This window comes from Sphingomonas sp. M1A8_2b, from assembly GCF_053345535.1.
This window is the reverse complement of the sequence record NZ_JBKFAH010000003.1, coordinates 418,928-430,972: the sequence shown is the minus strand read 5'-3', so window position 1 is coordinate 430,972 and position 12,045 is coordinate 418,928. Positions and strand designations below refer to the sequence as shown.

Below are 12,045 nucleotides of genomic sequence, written 5' to 3'. Positions count from 1 at the left end.
GGCATGCCCGAGTCCGTTTCAGGATGATGAAGCGATGGATAACATACGACTTATTGATACCCCCCCCCAAACATGATGCCCTGAAAACCCCGGCCAATCGGTGCTGTTCGTAAAGCCGGCGTCCGGTTACACCGTCGTCACGTCGACGAGGGCGTCAGGGACATGGCCATGCCGACGCTGCGTGAGATGATCGACCAATGTGATTGGGCCGCGACGCCGCTGGGCGGTCGTGACGCATGGCCGCGATCGCTCGAGACGATCATCGACATGATGCTGTCGTCAAAATTCGCCATGTGCATAGGTTGGGGGCCGGAGCTGACGCTCTTCTACAACGACGCCTACGTGCCGTTCCTCGGCGGCAAGCATCCCGCAGCGCTGGCACAACCGATTGCGCAGGTCTGGTCCGACGTCTGGAACGATATCAAGGGACCCATCCTGCAGGCCATGGCAGGCGAAGCGGTGGGCTATGAAGACCTGCCACTTACGATGATGCGCCATGGCTACACCGAAGAGACGTGGTGGACCTTCTCCTATAGCCCGCTGCGCGATGACGCCGGTCGCGTCGCCGGCTTCCTCGACATTGCGACAGAGACCACTGCCAAGATCCTCAACGAACGGCGGCTCGTCGCGGAACGAGAAAAGCTCGCCGCACGCGAGGCCGAATTGCGTGCGCTCAATGCCGATCTGGAAAATCAGGTCGTCGCGCGCGGCCGCGAGCGCGCCGTCACCTGGAACGTCAGCCCCGAACTGCTGTCCGTCATCGATTTGGCCACCAGCCGGTTCGACCGCGTCAATCCGGCATGGCAGACCCTGGGCTGGGATCCGGAAGTGCTGGAAGGCGCGGCCTATTCCGACTTCGTCGATCCGGCCCATATCGCCAGCAGTGCCGCCGCCTTCGAGCAGGTTCGTTCGGGCGAGCCGGTCCCGCGGTTCGAAAATCGCTACCGGGCCAAGGACGGCTCCTGGCATTGGCTGTCCTGGGTCGCGGTGCCGTTCGAGGGCAAACTCTACAGCAGCACACGCGATGTCACGATCGAGCGCCGGCAGGCCGAAGAGTTGGCGACGGCCGAAGACGCATTGCGGCAGGCACAGAAGCTGGAGGCGGTCGGCCAACTCACCGGAGGCGTGGCCCACGATTTTAACAATCTGCTCACCGTGATCCGCGGCTCGGTCGATCTGCTGCGTCGTCCCGGCATCACCGACGAACGCCGCGAGCGCTACGTCGATGCCATCGCGGAAACCGCGGATCGAGCCGCAAAGCTCACCAAACAGCTGCTCGCGTTTGCCCGGCGTCAGGCGCTCAAGCCAGAAACGTTCGATGCTGGCGCGAGCCTCGCCGAGGTCGCCTCCATTGTAAGGACACTGACCGGGTCGCGGATCGTGATGGACATCGTCACGCCGGATGAACCCTGCTTCGTTCTCGCCGATCGCGGACAGTTCGACACGGCGATCATCAACATGAGCATCAACGCCCGCGATGCGATGGACGGTGCGGGACGGCTGACGATCGCCGTCGGTCCGGTGTCCGGCATCCCGGCGATCCGCACGCATCCGCCGATCGCCGGCAGCTTCGTTGCGATCACCATCACGGACACCGGCAGCGGGATAACTGTCGGCGACCTCGACCGGATCTTCGAGCCTTTCTTTACCACCAAGGAGCTGGGCAAAGGCACTGGTCTTGGCCTCAGCCAGGTTATCGGCTTTGCCAAACAGTCGGACGGTGACATTCGCGCCGAAAGCATCGAGCGTCAGGGCACCACCTTCACCCTCTACCTGCCCCGCGTCAGCGCCGACGGCATGGTCGAAGAGGATGTGATCGAGCCTGAGGCGCGTGTCGATGGCGACGGTATCTGCGTGCTGGTCGTCGAGGACAACAAGGGGGTGGGCGAGTTCGCCGTTCAGGCCTTGGCCGAGCTAGGTTATCAGACGATTCTAGCGACAAACGCCGACGAGGCGCTGGTGGAGCTGGAAAGCGATTGCGACCGCTTCCACATCATCTTCTCCGACGTGGTGATGCCGGGCATGAGCGGTTTGGAGCTGGGGCAGGAGATCAGACGCCGCCATCCTGACCTGCCGGTGATCCTGACCAGCGGCTACAGCCACGTGCTGGCGCAGAACGGGCAGCATGGCTTCGAGCTGCTCCACAAGCCCTACTCGATCGAGCAGTTATCGCGCGTGTTCCAAAAGGCGGTCCGCTGGAGGAGACGACGCACACGTTCATAGCAGCGAATGCGTCGCGAATTCGCTCGAAACGGTTCTTTAATCGTTCATAGCGATTACGATTGTCACCGCGCGCGATGACGAGAGACGAATGCTGAAGAGCCTGTTCAGGGAGCGAAAACGCTCTCACGCCGTTAGTGGCCTACGTATTCTGGGTTCTGCCTCCGAACCAACTTTCGACCGTTTGGTTACTTCTGCGGCCAATGCGTTCGATGCGCCGATTGCGCTCATGTCACTGATCCATGATGATCAACAGTGGTTCAAGGCGGGGCACGGCCTCGTCATCGATTGTATCCCACGCGACAGCGGGTTTTGCAGCTTCACGCTTGATCGACCAGACATACTCGAAGTTGCAGACCCTCAGGGCGATCCGCGGTTCGCGACCCTACCTGTCGTTGCTGCCGAACCTCACATCCGTTATTATATCGGGGCGCCACTTCGACGAGTAAGCGGTATCGATGTAGGGGCGTTATGCATCCTCGACACCAAGCGTCGGCCCGCCGCATCGCCAGATCAGAAAGCCTATCTGATTGGGCTGGCGCGGCAGGCGTCGACCGCACTTGAGGCGCGATTGGATCTGCTCCAGCGAGGTGCTGCCGCATGATGCGGGTAGCACTTTGCATAACGCAGGAGCATGATTTGCGCCTCGTTGGGCTGGCTTTGCTGATTTGCCTGATCGGTTCTGCCGCAACCGTTCAGCTCTTCCATCGCGTGAGGGCGGCCGCGGGCTACAGTCGCTTCGGGTGGGTGGTGCTCACCGCGGTCAGCGCAGGTACGATGGTATGGGCGACGCATTTCGTCGCCATGATGGCGTTCCGTGCGACTGCGCCAGTGGTTCTGGATCCCATCCTCACCCTCTTTTCGCTTCTCGCAGTGACCTTCCTCGCGGTGCCCGGCTTGGCTCTCGCTGCGCAACGTCGTTCCTGGAGCGGCGCGGCTGGTGGAGGCGTCATCGGTACTGGCATCGCTGTGATGCACTATGTCGGCATGGCGGCGTACCGTGTGGACGGTATCGTTACATGGGACTGGCGCTATGTCCTTACGTCAGTCGTGCTCTCGTGTGGACTAAGCGCTAGCGCATTTCATACTCTAAAGGGCCACAGCCGACTGCGTAACTCCAAGGCGATAGGGCTGCTCGCGCTCGCGGTTGCAGCTCTGCATTTCACTGGCATGGCCGCCATGCAGGTCACCGTGTTGCAACTCGGTGAGGGACTGTCGGATCTGACGATGGTTGCGCTTGCCATTACCACAGCGGTAGCGACCTGTATCATCGTCGGTTGCGCAGCGATCAGCGCCCTGATCGACGGTCACACCCAGACCGAATCCTATACCCGGCTGCGCCGGATGGCGATGCACGATGGTCTGACCGATCTGCCGAACCGCATCAGTTTCATCGAGGAGCTTGAGCAGCGTTTTCTGATCAAGGGTGGTTATTCTTGCATGGCCGTGGTCATGATGGACCTATCGCGCTTCAAGGTCGTGAATGATACCTACGGCCATCAGGCGGGCGACCAGTTGCTTGTTGCGCTTGCCGCGCGCCTCACCGCGTTCCTGCAGCCGGGCGAATGTGTTGCACGCCTTGGCGGCGATGAGTTTGCGGCGGTCATTTCATACCAAGGTGCAGGCGACCTGCATGACTTTCTGGATCGGTTACGCGCTGCATGCGACGCACCCTTCGTTTTCGACCGCTTTACTGCAGCGATTTCAGCCAACATTGGCGTCGCGCTCGCCGTACATGACGGGTTCGACGCCGACGTGCTTCTCGCCAAGGCAGACCTTGCCATGTACCGCGCCAAATCCGCGCATTCCGGCGAACCCTGCTTCTACGAGAGCCAGATGGACGACGCGATACGAGAGCGTCGCGAGCTGATCGCCGACCTCAGGACTGCGCTCGATAACGAAGCATTCGAGCTTCACTATCAGGTCCAGGCGGCGCTCCCTTCGGGGGAGATTTCGGGTTACGAGGCTTTGGTCCGGTGGAGGCACCCGACCAGGGGGATGGTTCCACCATCCGAGTTTATCCCGCTGGCAGAAAAGAGTGGGGACATCGTCCCGCTCAGCATCTGGATTTTACGCCAAGCATGCTTTGAGGCCGCCCTGTGGCCCAACAGGCATCCCGTCGCCGTCAATCTTTCGCCGATACACCTTGCCGATCCGCGACTGGTCGACACGGTCCGGTCGGCACTGGAGGACAGCGGCCTGCCGCCCGAACGGCTGTCGCTTGAACTGACTGAAAGCGCCATCATCCACGACCGCCGGTTCGCGCTGGGCCAGCTTAACGCTCTCAAGGCCATGGGTATTGCCATTGCCCTGGACGACTTTGGCGTGGGGTATTCGTCCCTCGACGTTCTTCGGTCTTTTCCGTTCGACCGCATCAAGCTGGACGCGTCTTTCGTGGCTGAGATCGAACGTGATGATCAAGCGGTAGCGATTCTAAGTTCGGTTGCGGGGCTGGGCCTGACGTTGAACATCCCGGTACTGGCCGAAGGCGTCGAACAGCCCGCACAGCTGTCGATTGTCGCAAGGGAGGGATGCTCGGCGATCCAGGGCTACCTAATTGGTAAACCATCGCGGACGTTGGCCGAGCCAGATCGCGTTCGTCGTACGATGTTGCTGAAGCCCTCTGCCGTCGACGATGGAGCAGCAGTCGCATGAGTTCTGGCTTGTCATCCACCATGGCCCGAGCAGGTCAGATTGGCCTGAACGATTAACAGAATCGGGCGCTTCAATCTGCAACTAGAGCGTCCGCAATTGGACAAGGTTGTTCCGTAGCGCGGGGCTGGTAGACCCAGTTGCGGACGTTCGCGGGCGCTTTTGACTTTCCGAAGTTCGGACATTCATTCATGTCGGTGCGAAACCCGGCATGTAAGTAATCGGACCCTATCTTAGTAGGCGAGCGGGGTTGCCCGCCACGGTCACGCAATCGGGAACATCCCGTGTTACAACACTGCCTGCGCCGATAATCGCATCGTCACCGATTGTGATGCCGGGCAGGATCAGCGCCGCACCGCCTATCCAGACGTTTCGACCGATGGTGACCGACCGTCCGAGCTCGAGCATTTGGCTACGCTGAGCCGGATCGCGCGGATGGTCGGCGGTTAGAATCTGCACGCCCGGACCGACCTGCGTGCCCGCACCGATCCGAACTGGCACTACATCGAGCACCGTGCATCCGAAATTGAGAAACACGCCCTCACCGAGGTGAATGTTATAGCCATAGTCACAGTGGAACGGCGGTCGGATCGTCGCACCGCGCCCCGCGTGACCAAGCCCTTCCACCAGCAGCGCATGACGCTCCGCCACAGTAGCTGTCGATGCGCGATTATAGCGGTCGCACCACGCAGCGGCACGCGCGGCGTCCGCGACGAGTTCCAGATCGTCGGCGACGTAGAGTTGGCCCGCCAGCATCCGTTCCTTCTGCGTCATCGCGATCAACTCAGGTCGTGGAGGTCCTTGCCCAACGGGGCTGTGATGCTCAGGTCTGAAAAGTGCACTTCCAGTCCGGCGCGTTCGGGCGTGCATGCCATCGGCCCGACCTGATAGGAGGACGCGATCGGGAAGGGCGCGAGCCTGACCAACGGCCAGGTCTTGCCGTCCGCCGAGACCTGCAAACGCAGGACGCCCTTGGCGACGGTCGCGCGCATCCAGAAATCCTGCGCGTCATGCTCATAGGGGCCGGTTGCCCAGTCGGACTTTCCGTCGGTCAGCACACTGCTCAGCATGGTGCGCCCGTCGGACAATTCGATCCCCGCCTTGACCCAGCGTCGTTCGTCGACCCGCACCATGATGCCGGCCTGATCGTAGAGTTTTTGATACTGGCCGCGAATGCGCAGTTGGGCGGTAAACGCTGCAGGCGCGGTGAAGCCGAGGAAATGACCGCTGTCCCGGGTGAAGCCGTAATGCGTCTCGCGCCAGAAATCGCTGCCCTTGTCGGTGAAGAGCGTCAGGTCTCCGCCGGGTGCGACTTTCCAAGACTTAGGCGCATTCAGCCAGCGACCATCATTCCGCCCAAGCGCCGAGATTGCCGAACCCTGCGCAGTTACGACGCCGGCACTGCCCGCAATCGTCAGCGCCGCAGCACCTCCGATCACCGCCCGCCTGCTCACCCGATCGTCCGTCATAGCCGCTGCCTTCCAATCACCCTTGATGTTATGTACATATGTACACATGCCAAGATCGAGGTAAAGAGGCGATGACCCAACAGTCCCGGCGCAACGATCCGGCAAGGCGGCAACGCATCATCGATGCGACTCTCGCGGTCATTGCCGATCTTGGAACCGCGGCAACGACTCATCGCCGCATCGCCGAGGCGGCGCAGGTGCCGCTCGGCTCGGTCACCTATTATTTTGCGACCCTGGAGGACCTGCTCACGGCAGCCTTCCTGCAACTGGCCGCGGACTCATCCGCTGCCTTCCGCGCGCGCCTCGAAGCCGCGACGGACCGCGCAGAGGCGTGTACGGCAGTCATCGACATCATCGCGAACCAGATTTGGGCGGAACCGCGCACGTTATTGTTGAGCTACGAACTCTACGCTTTCGCAGCCCGGCACCCACCAGTCAGCGCGGTCATGCAAAATTGGATGGACAGCAGCCGAGCCGCGCTGGGCCGCTTCTTCGACCCGCTCACGGCGCGCGCGCTCGACGCGCTGATCGAGGGTATCGGCATCCACAATTCGATCGACCGCGCCCCCCTAGAGCGCGATGCGATCAAGACCATCGTCGAGCGGATTGCCGGGTGTTAGCCGGTCCGATCCTCAGGATACCCCAGCGCAAACGGCGCCACCGTCAAGGTCAAGCCGATGCATGAGGTATCACTGCCGCGTGACCGCAATCGATGCCCCTTTCATGCGCGCGCCGCTGCGGGCTAATGCGCGGTGCGTAGGAGATTATTCATGAAAACAGCGCCGGTCGCCCTTCTCTACCAAGCGCTTCCACCACCGTTGATCGACGGACTGCGAAAGGACGCAAAACCGGGCGGATATTCAGATGGCGGCGCCGACATCGCGTTCGCCTTGCGGAGGGCCGGGGTAAAAGTGGTCACGCCCACCTCCTCGCCACACCCTTCCAAGGCACTCGACTGGGTCTTCCCGGACACGCCAGAGGGCATCCGTAGCGCGGGCGCGGCCGGCGCTACGGTCCTGTGGGCGAACACGGTCCTGTTCGAAGGACATCCGCTCGAGGCCGCAATGACCGATTTCGACATCGTCGGGCAGCTTCCCGCGGCAATGCAGGCGTTCGACGACAAGTTCGAGACCAACCAACTCCTGGCCGAGGCTGGCCTGCCGGTAGCGCGGTCGTTTCTGCTGTCCGGCACGGCGAAGGAGAACGTCTGCGCGCTGGCCGATGTCGAGGACGCGTGTGCTTCGCGCGGCATGTCCTTTCCGATGATCGTCAAACCGGTGCGCGGACGTGGCAGCCAAGGCGTCACCCTGGTGGAAAGCCTGGGTGCCCTGCGCGATGCCGCGACTACGTTGATCGCAGCCGCCACCTTCGGCGACATGTTGATGGTGGAGGAGTTTCTCGGCGGTGACGAGATGACCGTCACCGTCATGCCGCCCGCGTCTCCGCGTCCAGACGGTTCGCGGGCACCGACGCACTGGGCCTTGCCGCCCGTGTACCGCTTCGATCAGCACGCCGGCGTAGCTCCGTATAACGGCGACGTTCCCGTTACCGCCAACAGCATCGCAATCGCTCCCGAGCGGCTGCTCGATCCGGCCATCGTAGCGATGATCGACAGCTGCGTCTCGGCGGCCGCGCTGGTCGACGCCCGCACCGCGATCCGGATCGATTGCCGCGCCGATCGTCATGGTCTGTTCAAATTGTTCGACCTCAACATGAAACCCAACATGACGGGGCCAGGCCGCCCGGGGCGCGAAGATCAGGATTGTCTCTCAGCGATCGCCGCCCGCGGCAAGGGTTGGAGCTACGTTGATCTTTTGCAGTCGATGCTTGCTGCCAAATGGAGGCTCGAGCCGCTGGAGGGAGCTTAGCTAAGAACGTCAGCTACGGGGCGGGAGTACCTGCCCATGCTGCCGGCCAGACCCAGAAACGGCCGTTCGCGGCCCCTTTACCGCCGCCCAACTTCTGCCGTCCATTCATGTTGGTGGCTAAGGAGTGCTGAACCAATTCCAACTCGATGTCGGGCCGGCGTTCTCAATGGGAACGGTATTCTGAGAGTATTTTAGCGTTGGCTGGCCGGCGTTAAGCGGTGACCCGGTGGAAAGGCGAAACGGCGTGCGACAAGCGCGATAAGGAAGGCGATCAGGGTCAGCGCGACGACAGCGGGCGGCAGCAGCGTGGTCCCTCCCGTTGTAAGGAGCACCCCGCCCAGCGCCCCGCCGACCGCGATCGCCAGGTTCCAGGCCGTGGTCACCATCGCCTGCGCCAGATCTACGCCGTCCCCTGCTGCGTCCGCCGACGCCGTCTGCATCATCGCCCCGGCACCACCGAAGCCAAGGCCCCAGACGATGGCTGCCGCATAGACGGCAAGGCCTTGCCCACCGGCAAACGTCAGAAGAACTGCAATGGCCGCAAACGATCCGATCGCGAGCAATACCAGCATGCGCAGCATCCGATCGACCAGTCGCCCGACGATCCAGATGCCGACGAGCGAACTGATGCCGAACGCCAGCAGGACGAGATCGACCCGCGCGGACGCAGCGGTCGCGAACGGCGCGATGTAGGTATAGAGGATGTTGTGGCCCGTCATCCATGCAAGGATGACGAGCAGGATCGGTATGATACCCGGTGTCGCGACTACGCGGCGCAGAGAAAGACGATCGTCACCCGTCCGCCCGGGAGCATCGGGCACCTTGAAGATAATCCAGCCGATCAGCACGACACTCAGTGCCGAGAGGATCAGGAACGATCCGCGCCACCCAACCAAACCGCCTAGGTAGGTGCCTATGGGAACACCGAGTGAAAGCGCCAGCGGCACGCCGACCATGGCGAGGGCCATTGCCGGGCCGGTCTGATCGGCACGCACAATGCTGCGCGCGTAACCCGCAAGGATCCCCCAGGCGAGGCCCGCCGCGCACCCGGCGACGAACCGCGCGACCAGCACGACCGTGATCGATCCGGCTAAAGCGGTCAGCGTGTTGCCCACAACGAAGCAGATGATGGTAGCAAGCAGTACCGGTCGTCTGCGACGGCCTTGGGTCATGCTCGTGAGCGGGATCGCTGCGAGTAAGGACCCAAGCGCATAGACGGCAACGAGTTGTCCCGCGATCGCCTCGGAGATTCCCAGGCCAGATGCGATCTGCGGGAGTAGGCCAGCGGGCAGCGTCTCGGTGACGATGCACAGGAAGCCACTGGCGGCGAGGCCGGCAAGGGCCGCGATCGGGAGTGCGGCGCGCGCCGCTGAGCCCGCTTGAACGCCGGTTTTGTTGGAGGAGGGCTGCATGAGTGTCCTAGTTCGTCGATGTAATGCCCGCCTCTGCATCGTGACGATCCGGAGGCATCGCTATTTCCGTTAATGCCCGCTATATAAATACGACTTTCCAAGGCAAGCGATTTCTGTAATGAACGTTAATGTAAATAAGCGACAACGGGGGCGCCCCCGTGGTTTCGCGCTTGAGGCTGCGATCGAGGCCGGGCAGCATCTGTTTCATGAGCGCGGCTATGAGAACGTCAGCGTGGCCTCGCTGACCGAGGCGATCGGGATTGCCCCGCCGAGCTTTTATGCAGCGTTCGGCGGCAAGGCCGCATTCTTCAAAGAGTGTTTAAGGCTTTACTCGGCCACCGTGGTGCCGCTGGACCGCTTCCTGACGCCGGGTGCAGCGCCGATGGCGGCGCTTGGCGACATGCTGCGAGCTGCGGCGCACGCTTATACCAATAGTCCGCAGCGGCGTGGTTGCCTGATCCTTGAACACGCAAAAGCGGGCACAACGGATTGGGGCATCGCAGCCAAACAAATTGCGGGAGAAAACCGCAGTAGGGTGGCGGAATTTCTGGACGATGCGGGAATTAAAGCTTCCGGACGTGTCGCAGATTACGTTGCTACGACAATGCTCGGCCTATCGGCTGCAGCGCGAGAGGGATGGGACGAGCCAAGACTGCTTGCCGTCGCCGACACGGCAGCCGAGGCTCTACTTTGTCGCTCAACCCTAGAGGAGTGAACAGGTTTCTGCTTGGGCCGGCTTTCCCAACTGGGGACCTGTGACCCATAAAGCGACATTCAGAGCGAGCTTACCCCTCCCAACTCCGGTCCTTCGTTCACCTCGGCAAAGCAGATGGTGTGGGGGTTTTAGCTGAGTCGCCTGAACCGCACGGGGCGGTCGATCTCCGTTGTCCAATCTAGCGGCATCACACGGCTTTCGCCGGTCTCCAACTTGTCGAGCCGCTTGACGAATCAAGCTCTGATCGCGACGGAAGGACATGCCGTCCGAGACGACGTTGAATGCTAAGAACCTCGCCGCCGTTGGAGCCGAGCGCTTGGCGGAGCTGTTGCTCGATGTAACCGCCGGTGACGCGGTGGCCAAGCGCAGGTTGCGGCTCGAGCTGGCGAGCTGCGGAGGCGGTAACGTCACGAGCGAGATCCGCAAACGGCTGATCTCCATCGCTAAGTCGCGCTCGTTCGTCGACTGGCGCAAGGTTAAGGAACTCGCTCGCGACCTCGCGGCGCAGCGCGAGGCCATCGCAGTCCACGTCGCGGCGACGAACCCCGATCAGGCGTTGGACCTTCTTTGGCGCATGCTGGAGATGGCTCCCTCGCTCTACGAGCGGTGCGACGATAGCAACGGCACGATCGGCAGTATCATCGCAGATGCGCGGGAAGATCTCGGCGCTATCGCCGTTGAAGCCCGACAGCCAGTGGGCGCCTTGGTAGATCGGGTGTTCGCGGCTGTCTGCGCGAACGACTATGGCCAGTTTGACGAGCTGATCAGCCTGACAGCGCAGGCGCTTGGGGCTGATGGGCTGAGCCGGCTCAAGGCGCAGTTCGAGGAGCTGGAGGCGAACGCACCCACGGGCGCAGGCGGCGAACGCAGGGTAATCGGTTTGAGTACACGCGGGCCGATCTACCAAGACGATTACGAGCGCGGTTATCGTGGACGTCTTGTCCGCTCGGCGATGACCGAGATCGCCGATGCGCTCGGCGACGTCGATGGGTTCGTGAGCCGCTATTCGGAAGCAGAGCGGGCCAACCCCGCAATTGCGGCAGCGATTGCGGAGCGGCTGCTGGCCGCCGATCGCAGCCAGGAGGCACTAGTGACGCTTGACGAAGCGGACAGTGCCTTCCGACAGGGCGGCTACTGGCCCAACTGGCAGCGTGCGCGGATCGAGGTGCTCGACGCACTAGGGCGCTCCAGCGACGCCCAGGAAGAACGCTGGCAGGCGTTCGAGCGCGGTCTCGATGCGGGATACCTCCGGGCGCACCTCAAACGGCTGCCGGACTTCGACGACATAGAAGCAGAGGAGCGGGCGCTCGGCGTCGTCTCACGCCATCCATCCGTTCACCAAGCACTCGCCTTCCTGATCGACTGGCCCGCTCTCGACCGTGCCGCCAGCCTCATCTTGACGCGGATCGACGAACTTGATGGCAACGATTATGGTCTGCTAACCCCGGCAGCCGACGCGCTTGAGCAGCGACATCCGCTCGCTGCTACGCTTGTGCTCAGGGCGATGATCGATCTGTCGCTAGATGCCGCCAAGTACAAGCGCTACGGCCACGCCGCCCGCCATCTCCAGACTTGCGAGCATCTTGCCCGGCGCATCGACAATTTTGCGGGGCATTCAACCCACGCTAATTATGTAGAAGACCTCAAACGGCGTCACCCACGAAAAAGCGGTTTCTGGGATGCATGACCGAACCGTGCAACGCGGCATG

General features: G+C 62.2%; 10 protein-coding genes. 7 read left to right on the top strand and 3 right to left on the bottom strand.

Annotation, left to right across the window (positions count from 1 at the left end):
• The first annotated feature begins 162 nt into the window (after positions 1-162).
• The 3 genes from ACLBWL_RS14385 (at position 163) to ACLBWL_RS14375 (ending at position 4,875) form a co-directional block, all read left to right on the top strand.
• Positions 163-2,223, top strand: a complete 2,061-nt coding sequence (locus ACLBWL_RS14385) for an ATP-binding protein (protein WP_447794159.1) — start codon at positions 163-165, stop codon at positions 2,221-2,223.
• Between the two features lie 88 nt (positions 2,224-2,311).
• A complete protein-coding gene (locus ACLBWL_RS14380; protein ID WP_447794157.1) occupies positions 2,312-2,824 on the top strand; it encodes a GAF domain-containing protein in 513 nt (170 codons plus the stop codon).
• Positions 2,821-4,875: a putative bifunctional diguanylate cyclase/phosphodiesterase gene (locus ACLBWL_RS14375; protein WP_447794155.1), complete on the top strand. Its 2,055-nt coding sequence runs from the start codon at positions 2,821-2,823 to the stop codon at positions 4,873-4,875. Before ACLBWL_RS14380 ends, ACLBWL_RS14375 begins: the two co-directional genes overlap by 4 nt.
• A 225-nt stretch (positions 4,876-5,100) precedes the next feature.
• On the opposite strand, the gene ACLBWL_RS14370 is transcribed toward ACLBWL_RS14375, so the two are convergent.
• Complete coding sequence (locus ACLBWL_RS14370; protein ID WP_447794416.1) at positions 5,101-5,646, bottom strand: sugar O-acetyltransferase; 546 nt, start codon at positions 5,644-5,646, stop codon at positions 5,101-5,103.
• A 5-nt stretch (positions 5,647-5,651) separates the two neighbouring features.
• Positions 5,652-6,341 carry a DUF1349 domain-containing protein gene (locus tag ACLBWL_RS14365; protein ID WP_447794153.1) on the bottom strand — a complete coding sequence of 230 codons (690 nt, stop codon included), beginning with the start codon at positions 6,339-6,341 and terminating at the stop codon, positions 5,652-5,654.
• 71 nt (positions 6,342-6,412) lie between these two features.
• On the opposite strand from ACLBWL_RS14365, the gene ACLBWL_RS14360 reads away from it, so the two are divergent.
• On the top strand, positions 6,413-6,961 hold the full coding sequence (locus ACLBWL_RS14360; RefSeq protein WP_447794151.1) for a TetR/AcrR family transcriptional regulator: 549 nt from the start codon (positions 6,413-6,415) through the stop codon (positions 6,959-6,961).
• A gap of 150 nt (positions 6,962-7,111) precedes the next feature.
• Positions 7,112-8,209 (top strand): ATP-binding protein, encoded by a 1,098-nt coding sequence (locus ACLBWL_RS14355; protein WP_447794149.1) that lies wholly within the window; start codon positions 7,112-7,114, stop codon positions 8,207-8,209.
• 191 nt (positions 8,210-8,400) lie between these two features.
• Here ACLBWL_RS14355 and ACLBWL_RS14350 read toward each other — a convergent pair whose 3' ends face one another.
• Entirely contained in the window at positions 8,401-9,621 is a 1,221-nt protein-coding gene (locus tag ACLBWL_RS14350; RefSeq protein ID WP_447794147.1) for an MFS transporter, read from the bottom strand.
• 118 nt (positions 9,622-9,739) lie between these two features.
• Here ACLBWL_RS14350 and ACLBWL_RS14345 point away from each other — a divergent pair, with 118 nt between their 5' ends.
• Positions 9,740-10,336 carry a TetR/AcrR family transcriptional regulator gene (locus ACLBWL_RS14345; RefSeq protein WP_447794145.1) on the top strand — a complete coding sequence of 199 codons (597 nt, stop codon included), beginning with the start codon at positions 9,740-9,742 and terminating at the stop codon, positions 10,334-10,336.
• A gap of 259 nt (positions 10,337-10,595) precedes the next feature.
• Positions 10,596-12,023: a DUF6880 family protein gene (locus tag ACLBWL_RS14340; RefSeq protein ID WP_447794143.1), complete on the top strand. Its 1,428-nt coding sequence runs from the start codon at positions 10,596-10,598 to the stop codon at positions 12,021-12,023.
• Positions 12,024-12,045 lie beyond the last annotated feature (22 nt).